The sequence below is a fragment of the Paraburkholderia terrae genome, from assembly GCF_002902925.1.
In the GTDB taxonomy this organism is placed as follows: Bacteria; Pseudomonadota; Gammaproteobacteria; order Burkholderiales; family Burkholderiaceae; genus Paraburkholderia; species Paraburkholderia terrae.
In genome coordinates this window covers 3,186,931-3,211,659 of record NZ_CP026111.1, presented here as the reverse complement: position 1 = coordinate 3,211,659, position 24,729 = coordinate 3,186,931, and the positions used below count along the sequence as shown (strand labels likewise).

Genomic DNA, 24,729 nt, shown 5'->3' with positions numbered 1-24,729 from the left:
AATTAGAGGGTGATATGGATCGGATCGAACTCGAATTGTACTTGAACAATCTCCTTGAAACTTCGCGGTTCAAGGACTATTGCCCCAATGGTCTGCAGGTCGAAGGGCGGCGCAAGGTCGAGAAAATCGCGACGGGCGTGACGGCGTCGCTGGCCTTTCTGGAAGCCGCGCTGGAGTGGGGCGCAGACGCCGTGCTGGTCCACCACGGCTACTTCTGGCGCAACGAGGCGCCGCAGATCACCGGCCGCAAATATCAGCGGCTCAAGGCGCTGCTCGCGAACGACCTGAATCTGTTCGCTTTTCATCTGCCACTCGACGATCATCCTGTGTACGGCAACAACGCGCAGCTCGGCGCGAAGTTCGGTCTGATCGCCGACGGCCGTTTCGGCGAAAACGACATCGGCTGGATGAGCACGCTACCCATGCCGATCACGCTCGCGCACTTCACCGCGGAGGTCGAGCAGACGCTTGGCCGCACGCCGCTCGTATTCGGCGACCCCGACAAGAATTTGCGCCGCGTCGCGTGGTGTACGGGCGCGGCGCAGGGTTATTTCGACGCGGCGATCGACGCTGGCGCGGACGTCTATCTGACGGGGGAAATCTCGGAGCCGACCGTACACACGGCGGCGGAAAGCGGTGTAGCGTTCATCTCGGCCGGTCATCACGCAACCGAGCGCTACGGCGTGCAGGCGCTGGGCGCGCATCTGTCCGAGCAGTTCGAGCTGGAACACCTTTTTATCGATATTCATAATCCAGTTTGAATACCGGCCGGATTACGCGAAGAAAAGGATTGAAAAACGGAGGAAATGCTTAATAAAAGCCGTAAAAATGTTTGCGATCCGTGCGGGGAAACCCTGATTTATCAATGACTTCGCACGGTTTTTGGCAATCGGCCCTTGTAAATGCCGACTCCATTCGAGCAAACTAGCGGCGGTAGACCCGACGTGAAGGAAAAATCCAACTCAGAAGTGGGGCGTGTGATGCGAGACAAGGAAGATGAACGCGTCGATGGCGGCCGCCGTAGCTGGCTGATTGCGACGACCGTAGCAGGTGGCATCGGAGGAGTCGCCACCGTCGTACCCTTTGTTAGTTCATTTGCACCATCCGAAAAAGCCAAAGCGGCGGGAGCTCCCGTCGAAGTCGATATCTCCAACCTCAAGCCAGGCGACATGATGACGGTCGCATGGCGTGGCAAGCCGGTCTGGATCATCAATCGCACTGACAAGCAGTTGGCCGACGTCCAGAAGGCCGACAAGGAAGTTGCCGATCCCGAAAGCAAGAACCCGTTTTCGATGCCCGAGCCGGACTACACCAAGAACGAGTTCCGCTCGCGTGCCGACCACAAGAATCTTTTCGTTGCCGTCGCGGTGTGTACCCATCTGGGCTGCACGCCGACTCCGCGCTTCCAGGAGGGCGCGCAGCCCAATCTTCCCGATGACTGGCCGGGTGGCTTTCTCTGCCCCTGCCATGGCTCGACCTATGACATGGCCGGCCGCGTCTTCAAGAACAAACCTGCGCCGCAAAACCTCGACATCCCGCCTTACATGATCACTGGCAACACGCTCGTGATCGGCAAGGACGAGAAAGGAGAAGCGTAATGGCGACGACCGAAAAAGAAGTAGAAACAACGGGACTCACGGGCTGGATCGATCGCCGCTTTCCGATGACGGCGACCTGGAAAGCTCACGTCTCCGAGTACTACGCGCCGAAGAACTTCAACTTCTGGTACTTCTTCGGCTCGCTGGCGCTGCTGGTGCTGGTCAATCAGATCGTCACGGGCATCTTCCTGACGATGAACTACAAGCCCGATTCGCTGCTCGCGTTCGCATCGGTCGAATACATCATGCGCGAGGTGCCGTGGGGCTGGCTGATCCGCTATATGCACTCCACGGGCGCGTCGATGTTCTTCGTCGTCGTGTATCTGCATATGTTCCGCGGGCTGCTGTACGGCTCGTATCGCAAGCCGCGCGAACTGGTGTGGATCTTCGGCTGCGCGATTTTCCTGTGCCTGATGGCCGAGGCGTTCTTCGGCTATCTGCTGCCGTGGGGCCAGATGTCGTACTGGGGCGCGCAGGTGATCGTGAACCTGTTCTCGGCGATTCCGTTCATCGGTCCGGACCTGTCGCTGTGGATTCGCGGCGACTACGTCGTGTCCGACGTCACGCTGAACCGCTTCTTCGCGTTTCACGTGATCGCGATTCCGCTGGTGCTGCTGGGGCTGGTGGTCGCGCACATCGTCGCGCTGCATGAAGTGGGGTCGAATAACCCGGACGGTATCGAGATCAAGGCGAAGAAGGACGCGAACGGCATTCCGCTCGATGGCATTCCGTTCCACCCGTACTACTCGGTACACGACTTCATGGGCGTGTGCGTGTTCCTGATGGTGTTCGCGGCGATCATCTTCTTCGCGCCGGAAATGGGCGGCTACTTCCTCGAGTCGAACAACTTCGTCCCGGCAAACCCGCTGCAAACGCCACCGGAAATCGCGCCAGTCTGGTACTTCACCGCGTTCTACGCGATGCTGCGCGCCACCACCGACCCGTTCAAGATCGTGCTGATGATCGTGATCGGTCTGCTCGGGCTGTTTGCGCTCATCCGCGCGCGTGGCAAGTGGAAACTCGGCCTGCCCGTGCTCGCCATTCTGGTGATCCTCGCGATGGCGTTCACAGAGTCCAAGTTCTGGGGCGTCGTGGTGATGGGCAGCGCGGTGGTGTCGCTGTTCTTCCTGCCGTGGCTTGACCGGTCGCCGGTTAAATCGATCCGCTACCGGCCGTTCTTCCACAAGGTGTTTTACGGGATATTCGTGCTGGCCTTCCTGACGTTGGCGTTCCTCGGAACCAGGCCGCCGTCGACAGCCTCGACGCTGATCGCACAGATCTGCGCGCTGATCTATTTCGCGTTTTTCCTCGGCATGCCGTTCTGGACGCCGCTTGGCAAGTTCAAGCAGCCGCCCGAACGAGTGCGGTTCAAACCCCACTAACCGCGAGCCAGGAGAAAACGAAAATGAGAAAACTGCTTTCGACGCTCGCGCTGCTCGGTGCAACCGTGCTGGCGCTATCCGCGACGTCCGTTCGCGCGGAAGGCGAATTGCTGCTCGACCGTGCGCCCGACAACGCGGACAATATTGCTTCGTTGCAGCACGGCGCCCAATTGTTTGTAAACTACTGCCTGAATTGCCATAGTGCGAACCTGATGCGGTACAGCCGATTGCAGGATATCGGCATTTCGCAGAAGGAAATTGAAAAAAACCTGCTGTTCACGACAGATAAAGTCGGTAACACGATGACGGTTGCGATGCGCCCCGACGACGCGAAAGCGTGGTTCGGCGCGACGCCGCCGGATCTGTCGGTGGAAGCGCGGGCAAGAAACCGCGACTGGCTGTATACGTATTTGCGCAGTTTCTACCGCGATGACACACGGCCGACTGGCTGGAACAATAGGGTGTACGAGAACGTGAGCATGCCTCACGTGCTGTGGGAGCTTCAGGGGCAGAGAACGGCGAAGTTCGAAGACGAAATCGACGAACACACGAAGGAAAAGGTCAAGAAATTCGTGGGATACCAGCAGGTCACGCCGGGGACGATGTCGCCGGTAGATTATGATTCTGCTGTGGCCGACCTCGTGTCGTACCTGTCATGGATGTCCGAACCGACGCAGAAGACCCGTCGCCAGCTTGGCGTGTGGGTGCTGCTGTTCCTGGGCGTTCTGAGCTTTTTAGCCTGGCGACTGAACGCCGCGTACTGGAAAGATATCAAATAGTCACGCCGTAACTGGTGTGGGGCCGGCGCAAGGGGAGACCTGAAAAACGGTTTTACCCGCTCGCTGGCCCTTTAAGTTTTTTGAGGAAACGCAAACATGATGGTTCTGTATTCCGGCACTACTTGCCCGTTCTCCCAGCGCTGCCGGCTGGTGTTGTTCGAAAAGGGCATGGACTTCGAAATCCGCGACGTCGACCTGTTCAACAAACCGGAAGACATCGCCGTGATGAATCCGTATGGTCAGGTGCCGATCCTCGTCGAACGGGATCTGATCCTGTACGAATCGAACATCATCAACGAGTACATCGACGAGCGCTTCCCGCATCCGCAACTGATGCCCGCCGATCCCGTTCAGCGCGCTCGCGCACGTCTGTTCCTGCTCAATTTCGAGAAGGAACTGTTCGTCCACGTCGGCACGCTCGAGAACGAGAAGGGCAAGGCCGCCGAGAAGAACCACGAAAAGGCGCGCCTCGCTATTCGCGACCGCCTGACGCAGCTCGCACCGATCTTCCTGAAGAACAAGTACATGCTCGGCGAAGAGTTCTCGATGCTCGACGTCGCGATCGCGCCGCTGTTGTGGCGTCTGGATCACTACGGCATCGAACTGTCGAAGAACGCTGCGCCGCTGATGAAGTATGCCGAGCGTATTTTCAGCCGTCCGGCCTATATCGAAGCGCTGACGCCGTCGGAAAAGGTGATGCGCCGCTGAGTTTGAGATTGGCTTCGGGTGTGGCGCGCGGCGTCTGGTTCGCGCGCCTGCCCGGCAAAAGGACAGTTGATGCAAGAGATTTCCACGAAGCCGTACCTGCTGCGCGCGCTGTACGAATGGTGTACCGATAACGGCTATACGCCGCATATCGCGGTGCGTGTCGACAACCAGACGCGCGTGCCGCGCCAGTTCGTGCGCGACAACGAGATCGTGTTGAACATCAGCTTCGAGGCAACGAGCCAGTTGCAGATGGGCAATGAGTGGATCGAGTTCAACGCGCGGTTCTCGGGCAAGTCGCACAAGATCGAGGTGCCCGTTGCGAACGTGCTCGCCATTTACGCACGCGAGAACGGGCAGGGCATGGCGTTCCCGGTCGAGTCGGCGGGCGGCGAGGCGACGGATTCCGAGGACGAAGAGGCCGTGATCGCCGAAGCGCCGGAAGCGGCGCCACAGGTTGCCGCGGAAAAAGTCAGCGAAACCGATGACGAGCCGCGACCCGACGACGATGGAACAAAAGGCGGCGGAAGAGGTCACCTCAAAGTCGTGAAATGAAGTAGAATCGCGGTCTCAAGTCTCACGCCGGCTTAGCTCATCAGGTAGAGCGCTTGACTTGTAATCATGAGGTGGCGGGTTCGAGTCCTGCAGCCGGCACCAGTATCAAAAAGACGGGTTACACGGGCATACCGTGTAACCCGTTTTTCTTTGGTCCACTCCACTGTCTCCCGTTCAGTCGTCCTCAAAAGTCTCATCCCTCCGAAACGGACACGATGTCGACGAGGTCCAACGGTTCAATACAATACGGACATGACCAATTTCCCCACGCTTACCTGGCCCGAAGCCGAAGGCCCGCAATCCGCGCGCTGGCGCTCGGAAGCCGCTGTTCCGCCCGCGAAGCGCGTCGTCATCGCTGACGACCGCACGACAGCCGACGCCGCCTATCGCCTTGCCTGCGAAGGCACCGCATTGTTGTGGCGCGGCGACTTTCAGAACGCCCGCCAGTTGTTGCAGGCGATGACCCGCCGACTGGAACGCAAGCCGCGCAAGCAGGCTGCTGAAACCCCACTGGACGCCTTCAACCTGCACCGGCAAGCGCAGTCGCAACGCGCGCGCACGCTCGGCATGCTGCTGATTCCGCTCGAAGGCGACTACACGATTCCATTGCGCCGGGCGCCGAACGTGCAGCAGGCCTGCGAAGAAGTCTACGGCCCGCCTGCGCAGGAACCGTCCGTGGTCTCGTTGCGCGAGGTGCTCGGCATGATCGGCGCGCATGAGTGGCGCAAGAAGGGCGTCGAGATTCCGGCGCTCGCCGAGCGCATCCATCCGTACTACGGCGTGTTTTCGCCCGTGCGCGGCGAGTATGTCGATCTGGTCGCGCGAACGCCGTTGCCTTCCGTGGAAAAGGCATTCGATATCGGTGTCGGCACGGGCGTGCTGTCGGCGGTGCTCGCGAAGCGGGGCGTCAAGCGGATCGTCGCGACCGATCAGGACCCGCGCGCGCTCGCGTGTGCAAAAGAGAACCTGACGCGGCTCGGTTACGACAGGCAGGTCGATGTGATCGCGGCCGATCTGTTCCCCGAAGGCCGCGCGCCGCTTGTCGTCTGTAATCCGCCGTGGGTGCCGGCGCGTCCGGCGTCGCCGATCGAAAGCGCCGTGTACGACTACGAAAGCCGCATGCTGCTCGGCTTTCTGAACGGACTCGGCGCTCATCTTTCACCGGGCGGCGAGGGCTGGCTGATTCTGTCGGACTTCGCGGAACATCTGGGCATGCGCACGCGCGACTGGCTGTTGGCCGCGATCGACAATGCAGGTCTGGTCGTCGTCGGACGCGAGGACATCAAGCCGCGTCATCCGAAAGCGACGGACGCCGATGATCCGTTGCACGCCGCGCGCAAGGCCGAAGTCACGTCGCTGTGGCGGCTCAAGGCCAAGAGAATCGCAACGAAGCCGTGACCGGGTGAGTTAGCGCTGAAGGAGATAAGCCAGCGCGCCGCGTCCAGCCACGAGGCCGCTGGCGAAGCACGCAGTCAACAGATAGCCGCCCGTCGGCGCTTCCCAGTCGAGCATCTCGCCCGCGCAGAACACGCCGGGCAGTTGCCGGATCATCAACGCGCCATCGAGCGCTTCGAACGGAATGCCGCCTGCGCTGCTGATCGCTTCGTCGATGGGCCGGGCGTGCGTCAGCCGCAGCGGCAATGACTTGATGGCTTGCGCGAGCTTCGCGGCGTCGGTGAAGTTTTCCTTCGACAGACATTCGTGCAGCAAGCCGAGCTTCACGCCCGTGATACCGATGCGGCTATGTAAGTGGCTCGACATCGATCGCGAGCCGCGCGGCCGCGTCACTTCGTCGATCACGCGCTGCGCGCTCAGGCCCGGCGCGAGATCGAGCGTTATCGGCGCTTCGCCATTGGCGAGCAGGCGGTCGCGAATTATCGAAGACAGCGCATACACAAGACTCCCTTCGATCCCCGTCGACGTCACGACGAACTCACCTTGTCGATGCTGGACCGTGCCGTCCACGCTTTTGACGGCGATCGAAACCGGCTTCACCGGCTGTCCCGCATAGCGTTCGCGGAAGTAATCGGTCCAGTCCGCGTCGAAGCCGCAGTTCGCGGGGAAGAGCGGCGCGACGGGAATCTCGCGTTGTTGCATCAACGGAACCCACGCGGCATCGGAGCCCAGGCGCGCCCAGCTGCCGCCGCCCAATGCGAACACGACGGCATCGGCGCCCACTTCTCGCTCGCCGTCGGGCGTCGCGAAACGCAGGCCATGCGCGTCGGACGAAATGGGCTCAGCCCAGCCGATCCATTTATGCCGCATGTGAAATTGCACGCCCGCTTCCCGCAACCGATGCAGCCACGCGCGCAGCATCGGCGCGGCTTTCATGTCGGTTGGAAACACGCGGCCCGAGCTGCCGACGAAGGTCGCAACGCCCAGTTCGTCGAGCCATGCACGCAGCGCGTGCGGGCCAAACACATCGAGCAACGGCGCGATGTCAGCGCGGCGCTTGCCATAGCGGCCGAGAAACGGCTCAAGCGGCTCGGAGTGCGTGATGTTCATGCCGCCTTTGCCCGCCATCAGAAACTTGCGTCCGACGGACGGCATCGCGTCGTACACGTCGACGCGCGCACCGCCGCTCGCCAGCGCTTCGGCGGCCATCAGCCCCGCAGGGCCGCCGCCGATAACGGCAATGCGGGCGTGATGCGTGGGGCGATCGGACGAATTCGGCATCGATGGAAAGTGGACGTGGATGGCGGTGAAACGCGCTCGGCGCAAAGGCCGGTATTGTCCCACCCACCTGGAAGCGGGGCAAACCCGGAGCAGGCAAGCACACACTGCAACCTATACTTTTCTCACACACATTCTTTTCCGGCGCACGCCGCGCCGCCTAGCCGCGCACAACTCACGCATTTCCCGCTGCCCGAAGCCTCGCCGATATGCACGCCGAGGCGACGCCAACGCACGCGTTGCGCGCGACGACTTTGATCTGAGGAGTCTGTCATGGGCCGCAAATACATCGATTGCCGCGAATGCCCGAGCGACATCAACTGCACGGTCGCCCTGTGCGCCGATTCGGAAAACGAACTGCTCGAAGCCGCCGTCGCGCACGCGATGCAGGCGCACAAGCACAGCGATTCCCCTGAACTGCGCGCGCAATTGAAGTCGATGTTCCACGATGGCACGCCGCCGCTCGGCGCGCCCGCCGCCGCATAACTTCAGCCCGGCCGATCCGCGCTCAGGTCACCACGCCGACTTGCCAGGGCACGAACTCGTTCTGTCCATAGCCGTGCAGTTCGCTTTTCGAGCGCGTGCCTGACGCGCAGTCGAGCATCATCTGGAAGATGTCCGCGCCGAGTTGATCGATGGATGCCGTGCCGTCGATCACGCCGCCGCAGTTGATGTCGATGTCTTCTTCCTGGCGTTCCCACAGCGCGGTGTTGGTCGCTAGCTTCAACGAGGGTGACGGCGCGCAGCCATAGGCGGAGCCGCGCCCCGTCGTGAAGCAGATCAGGTTCGCGCCCGATGCGACCTGGCCTGTCGCCGACATCGGGTCGTAGCCGGGCGAATCCATGAACACGAAACCCTTCGCGCGAATCGGCTGCGCGTACTCGTACACGTCGACGAGATTCGTCGTGCCGCCTTTCGCAACCGCGCCGAGCGACTTCTCGAGGATGGTCGTCAAGCCGCCGACCTTGTTACCTGCCGACGGATTGTTATCGAGTGCCGCGCCGTTGCGCGAGCAGTAGTCCTGCCACCACGCGATGCGCGCAAGCAGCTTCTCGCCGACTTCGCGGCTCACTGCGCGGCTCGTGAGCAGATGCTCAGCGCCGTAGACTTCGGGCGTCTCCGACAATATCGCCGTGCCGCCATGCTGCACGAGCCGGTCGACGGCCGCGCCCAGCGCCGGATTCGCCGATATCCCCGAATAGCCGTCCGAGCCGCCGCACTGCAAGCCGACGATCAGATGAGACGCGCTCACCTTCTCGCGCACCGCGCGGTTCGCGTCGGCGAGCATGTCGCGCACCATGGCGATGCCGCGCTCGATGGTTTTGCGCGTGCCGCCGCTGTCCTGAATCGTGAAGCTGCGCAGTTGCGCGGTGTTGTCGGCGAGACCGCCCGATTCGAGCACGCCGCCAATCTGATTCGTCTCGCAACCCAGCCCGACGAACAGCACCGACGCGAAGTTCGCGTGCGCCGCGTAACCCGCGAGCGTGCGCTGCAGGATCGCCATGCCTTCGCCGCGCAGATCGACGCCGCAGCCAAGTCCATGCGTCAACGCGATCACGCCGTCGACGTTCGGGAACGCCGCGAGTTCTTCCGGATGCACGTCGCGCCGGAAATGATCGGCGATGGCGCGCGCGACGGTCGCCGAGCAGTTCACGCTCGTCAGAATGCCGATGTAGTTGCGTGTCGCGACGCGGCCGTCCGCGCGACGGATGCCCATGAAATGCGCCGGCTCGCGGGCCGCGGCAGTCGGATGCGTGTCGACGCCGAATTCGTGCTCGCGCGCGAATTCGGCCATGCCGAGGTTGTGCGTGTGTACGTGCTGTCCGCGGGCAATCGCCTCGCGCGCGACGCCGATGATCTGGTTGTAGCGCTTGACGGGCTCGCCCTTCGCGATCGCGCGCGTCGCGATCTTGTGGCCGGGCGGAATCAGACCCGTCACGACCAGGTCCTCGGTTTCGATGCGCGTGCCCGACACGAGCTGGCGCGTCGCGATGATCACGTCGTCATTCGGGTGAAGGCGGATGGCGGCGTGCGCGGCGATGGCTGTCGACATGATTCGGTGCCTTATTGAAAAATCAGACGTGCGAGCATTGCGCGCCTTCCGGCACGTATGGGCGCTCGGGATCGGCGGGCAGTGGCTCGATGCGGCCGACGATCACAAGATAGCTGAACGCGCCCAAAAAGCAGAAGCCGCCCGCGACGACCAGCGGAATGCATGAGTCGGGACGAAGAGGCGGCTTGCGTCTTATGCGCTTATTGAATTCGGCCTGACCAGTTGGGCATGATAGAAGTCATCCCGTGCAGGCGCATGCTGCGACGCAGCGGCATCAGCATGTGAGACGCGAGGGGGAACGGGAAGCTACGCGTGGACCGAGGCGCAAAACCTGGCCAAAGGCTGTCGCAAGCGGCTACGAGCCGCAGCAGACAAAGGGAAAACTCGGAAAACGGCTGCGCGAGCGGGCCGCGCAGCCGTCGGCGGACTCAGCCCGGATAGGCTTCGTCGACTTTGAGTCCGGCCAGTTTGAAGATCACGCGCAGCGTCTGAGGCTTGATGTCGCGGCGCGACGCGAGCGTCGTCATCACGAAGTCCAGCACTTTCGCGTATTTGAGCAGGGTCAGGCACGTCTCCATATCGACGCTGCCGTCGCGCATGACTTCCGCGAGCCGCAGCATCTCGACTGAGATGTCGCGCGCCATTTCGAGTTCCAGTTGCTGCTTTTCTGTCCACTCGGGCGTGGCCAGCAGCTTCGCCATGAGCTCCTGAAACTTCTGCTCGGCGTTTCCGTTGGGTGTCGTATCCATTTACCGCCTCATCAGATCCGAGCGCGCTTCGTAGCAGTCCCGGCGCACTTCAGGTTACGTAACGTTCGAACCCCTGTTCTGGCTCGACCTCCCCCACGCGTACCGGCGGTTCTTCGACGTTGCAGTAACCGGTAGCTTGTCTTTCTTTATGCATCCTGCAAGCCGTCATGCACTATCTGGCTTGCATCAGATGACTGCCTTGCGACATGCTTTTCAGCAGGTTCGAACCCGGGCGATTCTCATGCACGAACGATTCCAGGCCGGGTGCGATGTCGCCGTCCGCGCGCAAGAACCGGGACCGTCCCGCGCGCTTTGGGTAAACTGACAGACACTTTTCCCTTTTTCCGTCACCTGACGCACGTTCGCGATGCAATCGGTGGCACGCTCATTCGATGTCCAGCAAATCCTACGAAGTCCGTCCTAACCAGTCCGTCGAGCTGCTGAAGGAACTCCATATCCTGACGCGCGACGGCAAGATGAACCAGGACAGCCGCCGCAAGCTCAAGCAGGTCTACCACCTGTTTCAGTTCATTGAACCGTTGCTCCAGGACGTAAAAGAGACAAAAGGCGAACTGTCCCTTGTTGATCACGGCGCGGGCAAGTCCTACCTCGGCTTTATTCTCTACGACCTGTTCGTCAAGGAACTGCGGGATAACTCGCATATCTACGGCATTGAGACGCGCGAGGAACTCGTCTCGAAGTCGGAGGAGCTTGCGGCGCGCCTCGGCTTCAAGGGTATGTCGTTTCTCAATCTTTCCGTAGCGGAATCGATTACATCGGACAAACTGCCGCCGAACGTGGACATCGTCACCGCCTTGCACGCGTGCGATACGGCCACCGACGACGCAATCCGCTTCGCGCTCGAAAAACATGCGAAATACATCGTCGTCGTGCCGTGCTGTCAGGCGGAAGTGGCTGGCGTGCTGCGCAGGAACAAGGGCAAGTCGCTGGCGAACGCGTTGACGGAAATCTGGCGGCATCCGTTGCATACGCGCGAATTCGGCAGCCAGATCACCAACGTGCTGCGCTGCCTGCAACTGGAAGCGCACGGCTATCAGGTCAACGTGACGGAGCTGGTCGGCTGGGAGCATTCGATGAAAAACGAGCTCATCGTCGCGACTTACAAGGACTTGCCGCGCCGGCGGCCCGCCGAGCGGCTCAATGAAGTGATGGACACGCTCGGCATTGCGGAATTGCGCGAGCGGTTTTACGTCGAGGCTTGAGCCCCGTCGAGCGTTAGCCGGTCAGTCTTTGGCCGGCTCGCTCATCCATTTGTGCCAGCCTTCCGGGCCGAGACGGCGCAACGTTTCCATGTTGCGCTCATAGATGTCGGCGGCGTCCGGAAAGGCGTCGACTGCACGGTCGATGCTCGCTTCCCGCAGCAAATGCAGAATCGGGTAGGGCGCGCGGTTCGTGTAGTTCTCGATATCGTCCGGCTCGTGGCCTTCGAATTGATACTGAGGGTGAAAGCTGGCGATCTGCAGCGTGCCTTCGAGGCGCAGTTGCTTGAGCATCCGGTCCGCAAAGAACAGGCAGTCGTTGTATTCGAGGAAATCGCCGAGCGCGTGCGGAATGATGAGCAGCGTCGTGTCGATCGCGGCGGGATCGGCATCCGTCAAAGTGTGCAGCTCGGCTTCCAGATCGGCCAATACGCCTTCCATGTCGGTCGCTTCGCTGATCGCATAGCGAATCTGCTCCTTCACATGCACTGCCTTCGCGAACGGGCACAGGTTCAGCCCGATTACGGCTCGTGTCAGCCAGTGGCGCGTGGCGTCGAGGATGGCATCGTGCGAAAGAGGGGACGTTGAAGACATGGCGGTGCCGGCAGGAAACGCAAAACCGCTATTTTACCGACGCCTCTCCACACGCCTGCGCGACAAGTTGCTCCGCCACGCGCGCCGCGACCGTGATCGGTCCGCAGCCCGGTCCGTAGGTCTGGCTCGACGCGTAGATCCCTTCGATCAGCAACGCGAGCGCGTTCGCAAGCTCGCCCGGATCGCGCGCGCCGGCTTCCGTGCAGAGCGCGTTGAGCCGCTCCATCAGCTTCGTCTTGTTGTTCAGCACGCAGAGCCGCGCCGGATGCGCCGGGTCCGGAAATTCCGCCGATACATTGACGAACGGGCAGCCGCGATAGTCTTCCTTCGACGCCCGCCCCGCCAGATCCTCGAAGTACTGGACGATCTGTTTCCGAGGCTCACCCGGATGTTTGGCGAGACTTTCGTCGAAACGTCTGAAGAACTGCTCGTCCGACTGTTCCAGGTACGCCACCACCAGATCGTCTTTCGAAGAGAACTGGCGGTACAGACTCATCTTGTTGACGCCCGCCCGCTCGACGACGGCGTCGACACCCACCGCGCGCACGCCTTCCTTGTAGAACAGATCGGCGGCGGCGCGCAAAAGATGCTGCTGCGCTTCTGAGCCGGCCGTTTGCGAACGACGGCTCGGCGCGCGTTTGGGAGTGTCGGAATTAGCCATGATGGTCGTGTGGTCCTTGAGTCGACGCCTTGACATGTTACCGATCGGTAACTAAGATCGCAACACCGATTGTGACAGGTCAGTCACAACACCTTTACGAAAGCGGTAAGAATCAGAATGCGGCTGGCATCGCAGCACCGTGAGCCGTGACGGAAACCTTGGAGAACCGATGAACTGGGCAGCAAGAATAATTGGTGGGCGTTTCCACTACGGCTGGCTGGCCGTGGCCGTGGTGTTTCTGGTGCTGCTCGCGGCGGCCGGCACACGCGCAACCCCGAGCGTGATGATGGTGCCGCTCGAACATGACTTTGGCTGGAGTCGCGCGACGATCTCGCTGGCCATTTCCGTGAACATCGCGCTGTACGGACTGATGGGGCCGTTCGCGGCGGCGGCGATGCAGCGTTTCGGCGTGCGTCCGACCATTCTGACGGCACTCGGCATGATGGCCGCGGGCGTCGGCCTGTCGTCGCTGATGACCCACCCGTGGCAGATGATTCTCGTGTGGGGCGTGATGGTCGGCGGCGCGACGGGCGTTGCGGCGCTGACGCTGTCGGCGACGGTCGTGAACCGGTGGTTCAGCACGCATCGCGGTCTCGTGATGGGCATTCTCACGGCCAGTTCGGCGACAGGCCAACTGGTGTTTCTGCCGCTGCTCGCGGCGATCGCGCAGCATCATGGCTGGCGGCCCGTCGTGTGGACGGTCGCGATAGCGGCGGCCCTCGTGTTGCCGCTGGTGGCGTTCCTGCTGCCGGAGCGTCCCGCCGACATGGCGCTGCGTCCGTTTGGGGAACCCGCTGATTCGCCCGTCAAATCCGACATGAGCAAGCAGAATCCGCTCGCGATCGCGTTCGGCACGCTGGCGATGGCGAGCAAGACCCGTGACTTCTGGCTGCTGTTCTTCAGCTTCTTCATTTGCGGCGCGAGCACGAACGGCTACGTCGGCACGCATTTGATCGCGATGTGCGGCGACTACGGGATGACGGAAGTGCAGGGCGCGTCGTTGCTTGCGGCAATGGGCATTTTCGATCTGTTCGGCACGACGCTGTCGGGCTGGCTGTCCGACCGGTTCAACGCGCGCGTGCTGCTGTTCTGGTACTACGGGCTGCGCGGCTTGTCGCTGATGTTTCTGCCGCACGCGTTCGGCATCGACTTTTTCGGTTTGCCGTTGTTCGCGGTGTTCTACGGTCTCGACTGGATCGCGACCGTGCCGCCGACGGTGCGTCTCGCTACCGATGTCTACGGCAAGGACTCGGCGCCCGTCGTGTTCGGCTGGGTGGTCGCGGGCCATCAGCTGGGTGCGGCCTTCGCGGCGCTCGGCGCGGGCATGCTGCGCGCGAGTCTCGGCACGTACACGGTGGCGTCGATGATTTCGGGCGGACTGTGCATCGTTGCCTCGATCATCGTGCTGCGGATCAACCGTGGCGAGCGGAGCGTCGCGGCGCAGGCTGCTTGATGCTGTAGTCCGCTTCACGGCACGAAAGAGCGCGTCGGGGTCCAAGGGCTTCGACGCGCTTTTTTCATGCGCTCTGGCCTTGTAAATCTGCGCGACCAGCAGGGCGGGAATCGGGGCGCTCGGGTTATGCTAGTGGGCCCTCGGGCTGCTGCCCGCCGATCATGAATTTCGACCGAGAAATGCGCATGACCACCAAACCCGCACGCACCGACGTTCCCATTCATGAACTGATCGCCGGCCGCTGGAGCCCGCGCGCGTATTCGAGCGAGCCCGTGAGCCGCGAGCAACTGCGCACGGTACTCGAGGCGGCGCGCTGGGCGCCTTCGTCGTACAACCTGCAGCCATGGCGCTTCGTGGTGTTTGACCGCACGACGGACGAAGTCTCCTTCAAGAAAGCGTTCGACACGCTCGTGCCGTTCAATCAGGGCTGGAATTCGAAGGCGCCGGTCCTGATCTGCGTGACGGCGCACACGCTGACGGCGAAGGGCGAAATCAATCGTTGCGCACCGTACGACGCGGGCGCGGCGGCGCTGTCGCTGGTGTTGCAGGCGCACGCGCTCGGCCTTGCCGCGCATCAGATGAGCGGCTTCGACGTCAATGCGTTCCGCAAGGCGTTCGCGGTGCCCAATGACATCGAAGTGATCGCGATGATCTCGCTCGGCCACTATGGCGAAGTCGACAAACTCGACCCCGTGCTGCGCGAGCGCGAAAAGGCGGCGCGCACGCGTGTGCCGCTCGGTGATATTGCTTTTGCGGGCGGGTGGAACAAGGCGTTCTGAGCTTGTTTCAGTGCGTCATTGGTTTATTACGGAACGCGGCCGATGGCCGCGTTTTTTTATGCGTGGCTGTCGCTTGCGCTCATTGGCGGTCAATCGTCGTCGATTGCGGATAGCGGCGCGGCGACGCTTTCGAGTGGCCGCCGTTCCGCGTCCACACCCCAGATCGCCGCGATCACCGCTGCGGCCAGCATCAGCGCCGAGCCGACCAGATAACCCGAAAACACTTCGCTGCGCTGCTGCGTGTCGATCAGCCTGCCGAAAAACGCCGGCCCCGCGATACCGCCGAGCGCTGTGCCGAACGCGTAGAACACCGCAATCGCGAGCGCGCGAATTTCAAGTGGAAACGATTCGCTGACGGTCAGATACGCCGAACTCGCCGCCGCCGACGCGAAGAAGAAAATCACCATCCACGCGATGGTCTGCGTCGTCACGGTGAGCAACTGCTGTTCGAACAGGTAGCCGCTCACGGTCAGCAGCAGCGCCGAAATCGCGTAGGTCGCGGTGATCATCTTGCGGCGCCCGATCACGTCGAACAGCCTGCCGATCAGCAGCGGCCCCGCGAAATTGCCGAGCGCGAAGGGCAGGATGTACCAGCCGACATGCTCGCCGGGCACATGATAGAAATCGGTCAACACGAGCGCGTAGGTGAAGAAAATCGCGTTGTAGAAGAACGCCTGCGCTGTCATCAGCGACAGTCCGACCAACGCCCGGCGCCGATGCACCATGAACAGCGTGTGGAAGACCTCGCGCAGCGTCGTGCGCTCACGGGCGCGCAGGCGCAGGCGTTTGAGCGCATCGTCGGCGAGCGTGTGATTTTCCGCGCGAAAGCGCGCCTCGATCCCTTCTACGATCTCGCGCGCTTCCTTTTCTTCACCGTGCGTAAGCAGCCAGCGCGGACTTTCGGGTATCCATGCGCGCATCGGCAGGATTGCCAGTGCGAGCGCCGCGCCGATGAAGAAGCACGCGCGCCAGCCCCAGTCGCCGGGCAGCAGATGCGGGTCGAGCATGACCAGCGAACCGACCGCGCCAAGCGCCGCGCCGATCCAGAACGTGCCGTTGATCGCGAGATCGGTGTGTCCGCGCACGCGCGCGGGCGTGAATTCCTGGATCGTCGAATTGATCGCCGTGTACTCGCCGCCGATGCCCGCGCCCGTCAAGAAGCGAAACACCAGAAAACTCGTGAGATTCCACGAGAAGGCGGTCGCCGCGGTCGCCGCGAGATACAGCGCGAGCGTGATGAAGAACAGCTTGCGTCGGCCGAGCCGGTCGGTCAGCCAGCCGAAGCCGAGCGCGCCCAGCACGGCGCCGGCGATATACGCGCTGCCGGCCAGCCCCACGTCCGCGTTCGAGAAGCGCAGCACCTCGCTCGACTTCAACGCGCTCGCGACGGAACCCGCGAGCGTCACCTCCAGCCCGTCGAGCAGCCACGTCACGCCGAGCGCGACGACGATCAGCGAATGGAAGCGGCCCCACGGCAAGCGGTCGAGCCGCGACGGCAGATCGGTTTCGACGATGCCGGCCGGGTCGGCGCGAACCGTGGCGGCGGAAGGTTCCTGCATCGAGTCTCCTGAATCTCCTGAATGAGCGAGCCAATGTTTATGAGGATTCTGTAAGCGGGCCGTCGAACAGCGTATCCTGTCGGATTCATTCGAGCCCGGTGCGACCTATCGATGAAGCAATCTGCATTCCCCATCGCCGCAGCGTGGACTGCGCGCGCCCGGTTGATGGTGTCACAGCTTTCATGTTACAAAGCCCGTCCTTTTTCTGTGCGCGCCTGCGTGAGCGGCGAATCCTGCCATGACCTATTGCGCGATTGACTTCGGCACGTCGAATTCGGCGGTTGCCGTTCCTGTCGGCGGTTCTCCAGCCGGGCAGGCGACGCTGAAGCTGGCGCCTGTCGAAGGCGCCTACACGACGCTGCCTACGGCCGTCTTCTTCAACACCGACGAAAACCGGCGCGAGTACGGCCGCGCGGCGCTCGAAGCGTATGTCGACGGCTTCGACGGCCGGCTGATGCGCTCGATGAAGAGCATTCTCGGCTCGGCGCTGGCCGACAACAATACGGATCTCGGCGACGGCTCCGCGATCAAATACACCGACGTGATCGCGATCTTCGTCACGCATCTGAAGCGCTGTGCGGAACAGACGGCGGGTACGCCGATCAGCCGCGCGGTGCTCGGGCGCCCGGTGTTTTTCGTCGACGACGATCCGCGCGCCGATCAGCTCGCGCAGCAGCAACTCGAAGCGGCGGCGCGCTCGGTGGGACTCGACGAGATTCACTTCCAGTACGAGCCGATCGCGGCCGCCTTCGATTACGAAGCGCATCTGACGCAGGAAGGGCTGGTGCTGGTGGCGGATATCGGCGGCGGCACGTCGGACTTCTCGCTGGTGCGCGTCGGGCCGGAGCGGATGAAGCGTATCGAGCGCAAGGACGATGTGCTCGCGCATCACGGCGTGCATGTCGCCGGAACGGACTTCGACCGGCGCGTCGAGCTGGCGACGATCCTGCGCGAACTCGGCTATCAATCGCTCGATCCCGAAGGGCGCGAGATGCCGAACCGTATTTACTTCGACCTCGCCACCTGGCATCTGATCAACACGATCTATACGCCGAAGCGCGTGTCCGAGCTCGGGTTGATGCGGCATCTCTATTCGAACACGCGGCACCATGACCGGCTGATGCGCGTCGTCGAGCAGCGTTTCGGCCATGCGCTCGCGGCGCATGCGGAAGAAGCGAAGATTGGCGTGGCGGCGGGCGGCGAGACGCTGATCGACCTGGAAATCGTCGAGGAGGATTTGCGCCTCGCATTCGACGAAGCGCAACTGATTGCGGCGGGCAAGGACGAGACGCTGCGCATCGTCCAGGCTGCGCGCGATACCGTGCAGCGTGCGGGCGTCGCGCCACGCGATGTCGACGCGCTGTATTTCACGGGTGGATCAACGGGATTGGCGTTTTTGTCGGGCGCGCTCGCTGCGGCGTTTCCCGATGCGCGTCCCGTATTCGGCGATCGCCTCGCCAGCGTTGCAACAGGCTTAGGCATTCACGCGCAGCGCGTATTCCGGTAAACCGGTAAAGATTTTAGATTTCGCGCCGAAATCCCGATTAACCCAGAAAAGAAAAAACCCCGCCTAGGCGGGGTTTTTCTGCGTTCCGGAAGGAAGCTAAGCTTAGACCGGCTTGATGTTAGCGGCCTGCTTGCCCTTCGGGCCCGTCTTGACGTCGTAGGTAACCTTTTGGTTTTCCTGCAGCGTCTTGAAGCCTTCTACGCGGATTTCCGAGAAATGCGCGAACAGATCTTCGCCGCCGGCGTCCGGCGTGATAAAACCAAAGCCCTTTGCGTCATTGAACCACTTGACGGTACCGGTTTCCATATTACTGTTTCCTAAAAATGGTGAATAAGGCCGAAGCCCAGAGGTGCATGAAAATCAAGGAAGGGTAATAGGACCAACCGGAGTACCGTTGATGGGCGAACTACGAAAGAACCAATTCACTCGCCGCTTGAAATCCTGCCCGTCCTTTATACGGATATTTCGAGAGAAGGTCAACCGTAATCTTTAAATCCTCATATAGAACGGGGCTATTAGGCACAAAAATGCTTACAAAGCTTGCTATTTCCCCGGTTTTTTTGTAGGGCTCAAACGTATTTTGACTGCAATCGCGCGGTGCAACCGTTAAACTACGCCCCGCGCACGATCGGTTGCACCTGCGTGGAAGAAACCCGCAATCGCGCTCGCGACCGCCCGCCGTATGCCCTAGTCTTTCCTATGACTTCTAGCCGTGTCTAACGGCCGCGGCAGCGGCGTGCTTTCAGATATAGGAGAAGACGTGAAAAGTTCTATTCAACGGCACATCGGCCCATTCGCGCTGATGCTGACGGGACTCGGCTCGATTATCGGGTCCGGCTGGCTGTTCGGCGCCTGGAAGGCGGCCAAGATCGCGGGCCCTGCGGCGCTGTGCGCGTGGGTGATCGGCGCAGTGGTGATTCTCGCAATCGCGCTGACCTACGCGGAACTCGGCGCGATGTTCCCCGAGTCCGGCGGCATGGTTCGTTATGCTCGCTACTCGCACGGCGCGCTGGTGGGCTTTATCAGCGCGTGGGCCAACTGGATCGCAATCGTGTCGGTGATTCCGATCGAGGCCGAAGCGTCGATCCAGTACATGAGCACCTGGCCGTACGAATGGGCGCACAACCTCTTTATCAATAGCGAGCTGACGACGCCCGGCCTTCTGCTGTCGGCCGTGCTGGTGGTCATCTACTTCCTGCTGAACTACTGGGGCGTGAAGGTGTTCGCGCGCGCTAACACGACCATCACGATCTTCAAGTTCATCATCCCGGGCCTGACGATTCTCGGTCTGATGATGAGCGGCTTCCACAAGGAAAACCTCGGCGAAAGTTTCGGCGGCACGGGTGTGTTCGCGCCGTATGGCTGGTCGGCGGTGCTGACGGCGGTGGCGACGAGCGGCATTGTGTTCGCGTTCAACGGCTTCCAGAGTCCGATCAACCTGGCGGGCGAAGCGCGCAATCCGGCGAAGAGCGTGCCTTTCGCGGTGATCGGCTCGATCCTGCTGGCGCTGGTGATCTATGTGCTGCTGCAGATTGCGTACATCGGCTCGGTGAATCCGGCTGACGTGGTGAAGGGCTGGAACCAGTTCAACTTCAAGTCGCCGTTCGCGGAACTGGCAATCGCGCTGAACCTGAACTGGCTGGCAATCCTGCTGTATGTCGACGCGTTCGTGAGCCCGAGCGGCACGGGCACGACCTATATGGCGACCACGACGCGCATGATCTACGCGATGGAGCGTAACAACACGATGCCGAAGATGTTCGGCACCGTGCATCCGCTGTACGGCGTACCGCGTCCGGCGATGTGGTTCAACCTGTTCGTATCGTTCATCTTCCTGTTCTTTTTCCGTGGCTGGAGTTCGCTGGCGGCCGTCATTTCGGTGGCGACGGTGATTTCGTATCTGACGGGCCCGATCAGCCTGATGGCGCTGCGCCGCGCGGCGACCGACCTCGAGCGTCCGCTGCACATCAAGGGTATGAGCGTGATCGCGCCGTTCGCATTCGTGTGCGCGTCGCTGATCCTGTACTGGGCGAAGTGGCCGCTGACGGGCGAGATCATCCTGCTGATGGTCGTGGCGCTTCCCGTGTTCTTCTACTTCCAGGCGAAGTCGGGCTTCGGAGGCTTCAACCAGGATCTGAGGGCGGCATGGTGGCTGGTCGCGTATCTGCCCATCATGGCGATCCTGTCGCTGATCGGCAGCAAGCAGTTTGGCGGTCTGGGTGTGCTGCCGTATGGCTGGGACATGCTGGTGGTGATCGTGTTCTCGCTGATCTTCTATTACTGGGGCGTGCATACGGGCTATCGCACCGAGTATCTGAACGAGCGCGAATCGCACGACGAGATTCTCGAAGGCATCGGCGCCTGATCGACTGCCTGACTAATAAAAAAGCCCGCCAGATTCTGGCGGGCTTTTTTGTATGCGCGACGCGCGACGGAGAACGCTTACGCGTTGCCGAACACGTAGTTCGTCATTGCCAGCGAGCGCTGGAACGTCCCGAGCGACTGGATGCCGAGCTTGTAATCGTCCGGCGCGGCGCCAAGCGCGGCGAACACTGGCAGCAGATGTTCGTCGGTTGGATGCATGAACGCGGCGTGCGGTGCCTGACGCCGGTAATCGAGCAACGCATCGATATCGCGGTCGGCGAGGCGCGCCTCGAACCAGTCGGTGAATTCGGTGACACGCGGATCAGCGTCTTCCGGGCGTGCCGAGAAATCCGCTTCACGCAGATTGTGCGTGATCTGCCCCGAACCGACGATCATCACGCCTTCGTCCTGCAGTGGGCGCAGCGCGCGCCCGACGCGGAAGTGATGCGCGGGATCGAGCCTCGGCTGGATCGACAGCTGCGCGATCGGGACGTCGGCGTGCGGGAACATCAGCAGCATCGGCACCCATGCACCGTGGTCGAGGCCGTGCGGTTGTGTAGCCGTCGGAATGCCCTGTTCGCCGAGCAGCGCGGCGGCGCGGCGCGCGATATCGGGCGCGCCCGGCGCCGGGTACTGAATCTCGTACAACTGACGCGGGAAGCCGTAGAAGTCGTGAATCGTTTCGGGCGCATCCGATGTGCTGGCCGCAGGTTGCTGCGTCATCCAATGGGCCGACAGCATCAGGATCGCTTTCGGGCGCGGCACTTCAGCAGACAGGGATGCGAATTCCGCGCGTGGCATCGACGGGTCGATCGGCAGCGTCGGCGCACCGTGCGACAGGAAGAGGGAAGGCAAGCGGGTCATGGCAGTGCGGGCCGGATGAAGGCCGGATAAGTTTCGTTGAAGCGAATATAAGCCCGCACTGTCATTTGATAAACGGCGAAACGGGGATTTGATTGTCTCGCGGCAGTTGTGAATCGGGTGGGGCCAGTGGCGCGCTTCACCGCGACGGACTATTCAACCCTTGCCATGCGGGCGCGAGCGCCGGACCCAGCGCGAACAGGTCGAGCACGCGGGCGACTGTATCGTCGACCATCTGATCGATCGTCTCGGGCCGATTGTAGAAGGCAGGCAGCGGCGGAAAAATCACGCCGCCCATTTCGGTAACGGCCGTCATGTTGCGCAGATGCGCGAGATTGAACGGCGTTTCGCGCACCATCAACACGAGCCGTCGACGTTCTTTCAGCGTGACATCAGCGGCGCGCGTGATCAGATTGTCGGAAAGGCCGTGCGCGACACTCGCGAGCGTTTTCATCGAGCACGGCGCGATGATCATGCCATCGGTCGCGAACGAGCCGGACGCGATGCTCGCGCCGACGTCGCGCACGGAATGAACGACATCCGCGAGCGAATGCACGTCTTCACGCGACAACTGGAGTTCGTGCTGGATATTGAGCCATCCGGCGCTGGAAATCAGCAGATGGCTTTCGACGCCGCCCAGTTTGCGCAGTGTCTGGAGCAGCCGGACGCCGTAGATGGCGCCCGTCGCTCCCGTGATAGCGACGATGAGACGGCGAGGCGCCGCGGCGCGTGTTTCCATGACGTGCGGCGCCGTCTCTCGTGGCTTAGGCGGCAGCGAAGAGTTGCTGCAGTTCGCCCGACTGATACATCTCCATCATGATGTCCGAGCCGCCGACGAATTCACCGTTGACGTACAGCTGCGGGATGGTCGGCCAGTTCGAGAATTCCTTGATGCCCTGGCGCACTTCGTCGTCTTCGAGGACGTTGACCGTCTTGAACTGATCGACGCCGCACGCCTTCAGAATCTGCACCGCGCGACCCGAGAAGCCGCACATCGGGAATTGCGCGTTGCCTTTCATGAAGAGCACGACGGGGTTTTCGTCGACGATTTGCTTGATGCGTTGTTGCGTGTCCATGACTGACCTTGCGGTTCCGGTGTGTATAAGAGATAGAGTGAAATGATAGCGGATTTCTCCGATAGCGACCGGCGGCTGGATCGATGCCATCGGGCGCCGTCGCAGCGCGCCGCGCCGCCGCACATCAGCCCGGCCAGCGACCGCCGCTGATGCGTTCGATATCCGCCAGATCGCATTCCGAACGCACGTCGGCAAAACCTTGCGCCGTAAGGATCGCGCGAACGGCTTCGGCCTGATCGTAGCCGTGTTCCATCCACAGCACGCCGTTCGGCACGAGCCGCGCCGGCGCACCGGCGACGATCGCGCGGATCGCCGATAGGCCGTCGGCTTCGTCGGTGAGCGCGCCGCGCGGCTCGAAACGCAAATCACCTTGCGACAGATGCGGGTCGCCACTCGCGATATACGGCGGGTTGCTGACGATTACGTCGAAAGCGAGCGAGGCGTCGAGCGCGGCGTACCAGTCGCTTTGCGCGAATTGCAGATCGCCGCCGGGACGCTTCGGTTCGAGGAGCTTGATGGCGTTGCGACGGGCGACGTCCAGCGCTTCGGCCGAGCGGTCGACGGCCCACACGCGCGCGTCCGGTCGAGACCACGCGATCGAAACAGCAATCGCCCCCGTGCCCGTACCGAGATCGAGCACGCGCGAGCGCGCGGCACGGCCTTCGAGTGCCTGTACGGCCGTTTCGACGAGCAGTTCGGTTTCGGGGCGAGGAATCAGCACGTCCCGCGTGACGTGGAAGTCGAGCCCGAAGAATTCACGCGAGCCGATCAGTTGCGCGATCGGCTCGCCCGCCACGCGCCGTGCTTCGAGATCGCGAAAGGCCGCCACCTTGGTGACATCGAGCGCGTCGTCCTCGCGCGTGATCAGTTCCGTGCGACGCCAGTCCAGCGCGTGCCCGAGCAGAATGCGCGCTTCCAGCGCGGGCAGTGGCGACGCGTGAAGCAACGTGGCGACGGTATCGACGGTATTCATGCGCGCCGCTCAGTCCGCGTCGCCGAGCGACGCGAGCAGTTCCGCCTGATGCTCGGACACGAGCGCCGCGATCAGCTCGTCGAGATCGCCTTCCATCAGCGCTTCGAGGCGATACAGCGTCAGGTTGATCCGGTGATCGGTGAGACGGCCTTGCGGGAAGTTGTACGTGCGAATGCGCTCCGAGCGGTCGCCCGAGCCGATCAGGCTCTTGCGCGTCGCGGCTTCTTTCGCGTGCTGCTCGTGGTACTGCTTGTCCTTGATACGCGCGGCGAGCACTTTCAGCGCACGATCCTTGTTCTTGTGCTGCGAACGGTCGTCCTGACACTCGACCACGATGCCCGTCGGCAAGTGCGTCACGCGTACCGCGGAGTCGGTCTTGTTGATGTGCTGGCCGCCCGCGCCGGACGCGCGGAACGTGTCAATGCGTAGATCGGCGGGATTGATCTCGACTTCGCCGATTTCATCCGCTTCCGGCATCACCGCGACCGTGCAGGCCGACGTATGGATGCGGCCCTGCGTTTCCGTCGCCGGCACGCGCTGCACGCGGTGGCCGCCCGACTCGAACTTGAGCTTCGAATACGCGGCGTCGCCCGCAATCCGCACGATCACTTCCTTGTAGCCGCCCAGATCCGATTCGCTCGCCGACATCATCTCGACCTGCCAGCGGTTGCGTTCCGCGTAGCGCAGATACATGCGCAGCAGGTCGCCCGCGAACAGCGCCGATTCGTCGCCGCCCGTGCCTGCGCGGATTTCGAGGAAGATGTTGCGCTCGTCGTTCGGGTCTTTCGGCAGCAGCATTGTCTGCAACTCGCCTTCGAGCTTTTCCATCTGATCGCGCGCCGAGCGGATTTCCTCTTCCGCGAAGTCCTTCATCGATGCATCCGACAGCAGTTCCTGCGCGGTGGCGGCGTCGTTCATCGACTGGCGCCAGAGAGCGTAATGCTCGACGACAGGCTGCAGTTCCGCGTGTTCGCGTGTCAGCTTGCGGTACTGGTCGATGTTCGACGTGATGTCTTCGCGGCTCAACAGGTCGTTCAGTTCGGCCAGCCGGGTGGTGAGCTGGTCGAGCTTGGCTTGCATGCTCGTTTTCATTGGGGCGGTCGGAGCGGGCTCCGGAAAGAACGGCTGATTCGGGAAATCGGGACGATAACCCGGGACGAAAGCCCCGGACAATGGGATGAAGCACCA

25 protein-coding genes, 1 tRNA gene and 1 pseudogene are annotated in these 24,729 nt (G+C 62.2%); 14 read left to right on the top strand and 13 right to left on the bottom strand.

What is annotated here, in order from left to right:
* The first annotated feature begins 14 nt into the window (after positions 1 to 14).
* The 8 genes from C2L65_RS14195 (at position 15) to C2L65_RS14160 (ending at position 6,417) form a co-directional block, all read left to right on the top strand.
* Positions 15 to 761 (top strand): Nif3-like dinuclear metal center hexameric protein, encoded by a 747-nt coding sequence (locus tag C2L65_RS14195; RefSeq protein WP_042313827.1) that lies wholly within the window; start codon positions 15 to 17, stop codon positions 759 to 761.
* Positions 762 to 980: 219 nt separating this feature from the next.
* Positions 981 to 1,598 carry a ubiquinol-cytochrome c reductase iron-sulfur subunit gene (gene petA / locus C2L65_RS14190; RefSeq protein WP_009771328.1) on the top strand — a complete coding sequence of 206 codons (618 nt, stop codon included), beginning with the start codon at positions 981 to 983 and terminating at the stop codon, positions 1,596 to 1,598.
* Positions 1,598 to 2,980, top strand: coding sequence for a cytochrome b (locus tag C2L65_RS14185; protein WP_042313826.1), 1,383 nt, complete (start codon positions 1,598 to 1,600; stop codon positions 2,978 to 2,980). The genes petA and C2L65_RS14185 overlap by 1 nt, the downstream gene beginning before the upstream one ends.
* Before the next feature lie 23 nt (positions 2,981 to 3,003).
* Positions 3,004 to 3,759, top strand: a complete 756-nt coding sequence (locus C2L65_RS14180; RefSeq protein WP_042313823.1) for a cytochrome c1 — start codon at positions 3,004 to 3,006, stop codon at positions 3,757 to 3,759.
* A gap of 96 nt (positions 3,760 to 3,855) precedes the next feature.
* Positions 3,856 to 4,467 carry a glutathione S-transferase N-terminal domain-containing protein gene (locus C2L65_RS14175; protein ID WP_006052302.1) on the top strand — a complete coding sequence of 204 codons (612 nt, stop codon included), beginning with the start codon at positions 3,856 to 3,858 and terminating at the stop codon, positions 4,465 to 4,467.
* Positions 4,468 to 4,536: 69 nt separating this feature from the next.
* The gene (locus C2L65_RS14170) at positions 4,537 to 5,019 is read left to right on the top strand and encodes a ClpXP protease specificity-enhancing factor (RefSeq protein WP_042313821.1); all 483 of its coding nucleotides are present in this window, start codon (positions 4,537 to 4,539) and stop codon (positions 5,017 to 5,019) included.
* A 26-nt stretch (positions 5,020 to 5,045) separates the two neighbouring features.
* Positions 5,046 to 5,121 (top strand) — tRNA-Thr (locus tag C2L65_RS14165).
* Between the two features lie 150 nt (positions 5,122 to 5,271).
* A complete protein-coding gene (locus C2L65_RS14160) occupies positions 5,272 to 6,417 on the top strand; it encodes a methyltransferase (protein ID WP_042313820.1) in 1,146 nt (381 codons plus the stop codon).
* Positions 6,418 to 6,426: 9 nt separating this feature from the next.
* On the opposite strand, the gene C2L65_RS14155 is transcribed toward C2L65_RS14160, so the two are convergent.
* Positions 6,427 to 7,695, bottom strand: a complete 1,269-nt coding sequence (locus C2L65_RS14155) for a TIGR03862 family flavoprotein (RefSeq protein ID WP_042313818.1) — start codon at positions 7,693 to 7,695, stop codon at positions 6,427 to 6,429.
* A gap of 270 nt (positions 7,696 to 7,965) precedes the next feature.
* On the opposite strand from C2L65_RS14155, the gene C2L65_RS14150 reads away from it, so the two are divergent.
* On the top strand, positions 7,966 to 8,178 hold the full coding sequence (locus C2L65_RS14150) for a DUF1059 domain-containing protein (RefSeq protein ID WP_035989024.1): 213 nt from the start codon (positions 7,966 to 7,968) through the stop codon (positions 8,176 to 8,178).
* Between the two features lie 22 nt (positions 8,179 to 8,200).
* Here the strand turns inward: C2L65_RS14150 and C2L65_RS14145 are convergent, their stop codons facing one another.
* From C2L65_RS14145 to C2L65_RS14135, 3 genes and pseudogenes are all read right to left on the bottom strand, one after another.
* Entirely contained in the window at positions 8,201 to 9,745 is a 1,545-nt protein-coding gene (locus C2L65_RS14145) for a UxaA family hydrolase (protein WP_042313815.1), read from the bottom strand.
* Positions 9,746 to 9,767: 22 nt separating this feature from the next.
* Positions 9,768 to 9,905: pseudogene (locus C2L65_RS46565) on the bottom strand (MFS transporter); the annotation flags it as partial.
* A gap of 268 nt (positions 9,906 to 10,173) precedes the next feature.
* Positions 10,174 to 10,494 carry a type II toxin-antitoxin system HicA family toxin gene (locus tag C2L65_RS14135; protein WP_007731784.1) on the bottom strand — a complete coding sequence of 107 codons (321 nt, stop codon included), beginning with the start codon at positions 10,492 to 10,494 and terminating at the stop codon, positions 10,174 to 10,176.
* Positions 10,495 to 10,886: 392 nt separating this feature from the next.
* On the opposite strand from C2L65_RS14135, the gene C2L65_RS14130 reads away from it, so the two are divergent.
* On the top strand, positions 10,887 to 11,717 hold the full coding sequence (locus C2L65_RS14130; protein ID WP_042313812.1) for a class I SAM-dependent methyltransferase: 831 nt from the start codon (positions 10,887 to 10,889) through the stop codon (positions 11,715 to 11,717).
* Positions 11,718 to 11,738: 21 nt separating this feature from the next.
* Here C2L65_RS14130 and C2L65_RS14125 read toward each other — a convergent pair whose 3' ends face one another.
* Together C2L65_RS14125 and C2L65_RS14120 are read right to left on the bottom strand one after the other, a co-directional pair.
* Positions 11,739 to 12,308, bottom strand: coding sequence for a DUF1415 domain-containing protein (locus C2L65_RS14125; RefSeq protein WP_042313810.1), 570 nt, complete (start codon positions 12,306 to 12,308; stop codon positions 11,739 to 11,741).
* 28 nt (positions 12,309 to 12,336) lie between these two features.
* Positions 12,337 to 12,969, bottom strand: coding sequence for a TetR/AcrR family transcriptional regulator (locus C2L65_RS14120; RefSeq protein ID WP_042313807.1), 633 nt, complete (start codon positions 12,967 to 12,969; stop codon positions 12,337 to 12,339).
* Between the two features lie 169 nt (positions 12,970 to 13,138).
* Between C2L65_RS14120 and C2L65_RS14115 the strand changes: the two genes are divergently transcribed.
* Positions 13,139 to 14,422, top strand: a complete 1,284-nt coding sequence (locus tag C2L65_RS14115; RefSeq protein ID WP_042313804.1) for an MFS transporter — start codon at positions 13,139 to 13,141, stop codon at positions 14,420 to 14,422.
* Between the two features lie 185 nt (positions 14,423 to 14,607).
* Positions 14,608 to 15,201, top strand: a complete 594-nt coding sequence (locus C2L65_RS14110) for a nitroreductase family protein (RefSeq protein ID WP_042313884.1) — start codon at positions 14,608 to 14,610, stop codon at positions 15,199 to 15,201.
* Positions 15,202 to 15,290: 89 nt separating this feature from the next.
* Here C2L65_RS14110 and C2L65_RS14105 read toward each other — a convergent pair whose 3' ends face one another.
* Positions 15,291 to 16,760 carry an MFS transporter gene (locus C2L65_RS14105; protein ID WP_042313802.1) on the bottom strand — a complete coding sequence of 490 codons (1,470 nt, stop codon included), beginning with the start codon at positions 16,758 to 16,760 and terminating at the stop codon, positions 15,291 to 15,293.
* A 238-nt stretch (positions 16,761 to 16,998) separates the two neighbouring features.
* Between C2L65_RS14105 and C2L65_RS14100 the strand changes: the two genes are divergently transcribed.
* Positions 16,999 to 18,267 carry an Hsp70 family protein gene (locus tag C2L65_RS14100; RefSeq protein WP_042313799.1) on the top strand — a complete coding sequence of 423 codons (1,269 nt, stop codon included), beginning with the start codon at positions 16,999 to 17,001 and terminating at the stop codon, positions 18,265 to 18,267.
* A gap of 102 nt (positions 18,268 to 18,369) precedes the next feature.
* On the opposite strand, the gene C2L65_RS14095 is transcribed toward C2L65_RS14100, so the two are convergent.
* Entirely contained in the window at positions 18,370 to 18,573 is a 204-nt protein-coding gene (locus C2L65_RS14095) for a cold-shock protein (RefSeq protein ID WP_007731769.1), read from the bottom strand.
* A gap of 454 nt (positions 18,574 to 19,027) precedes the next feature.
* On the opposite strand from C2L65_RS14095, the gene C2L65_RS14090 reads away from it, so the two are divergent.
* Entirely contained in the window at positions 19,028 to 20,632 is a 1,605-nt protein-coding gene (locus tag C2L65_RS14090) for an APC family permease (protein ID WP_081921310.1), read from the top strand.
* A gap of 77 nt (positions 20,633 to 20,709) precedes the next feature.
* On the opposite strand, the gene C2L65_RS14085 is transcribed toward C2L65_RS14090, so the two are convergent.
* The 5 genes from C2L65_RS14085 to prfA all read right to left on the bottom strand — a co-directional run bounded on the left by C2L65_RS14085 (position 20,710) and on the right by prfA (position 24,633).
* A complete protein-coding gene (locus tag C2L65_RS14085; protein ID WP_042313793.1) occupies positions 20,710 to 21,495 on the bottom strand; it encodes a DODA-type extradiol aromatic ring-opening family dioxygenase in 786 nt (261 codons plus the stop codon).
* A gap of 136 nt (positions 21,496 to 21,631) precedes the next feature.
* Positions 21,632 to 22,231 carry a UbiX family flavin prenyltransferase gene (locus C2L65_RS14080; RefSeq protein WP_042313790.1) on the bottom strand — a complete coding sequence of 200 codons (600 nt, stop codon included), beginning with the start codon at positions 22,229 to 22,231 and terminating at the stop codon, positions 21,632 to 21,634.
* A gap of 25 nt (positions 22,232 to 22,256) precedes the next feature.
* On the bottom strand, positions 22,257 to 22,568 hold the full coding sequence (gene grxD, locus C2L65_RS14075; RefSeq protein ID WP_035989050.1) for a Grx4 family monothiol glutaredoxin: 312 nt from the start codon (positions 22,566 to 22,568) through the stop codon (positions 22,257 to 22,259).
* Positions 22,569 to 22,692: 124 nt separating this feature from the next.
* Complete coding sequence (gene prmC / locus C2L65_RS14070; RefSeq protein WP_042313787.1) at positions 22,693 to 23,541, bottom strand: peptide chain release factor N(5)-glutamine methyltransferase; 849 nt, start codon at positions 23,539 to 23,541, stop codon at positions 22,693 to 22,695.
* Between the two features lie 9 nt (positions 23,542 to 23,550).
* Positions 23,551 to 24,633 (bottom strand): peptide chain release factor 1, encoded by a 1,083-nt coding sequence (prfA, locus tag C2L65_RS14065; RefSeq protein ID WP_042313783.1) that lies wholly within the window; start codon positions 24,631 to 24,633, stop codon positions 23,551 to 23,553.
* Positions 24,634 to 24,729: the final 96 nt, after the last annotated feature.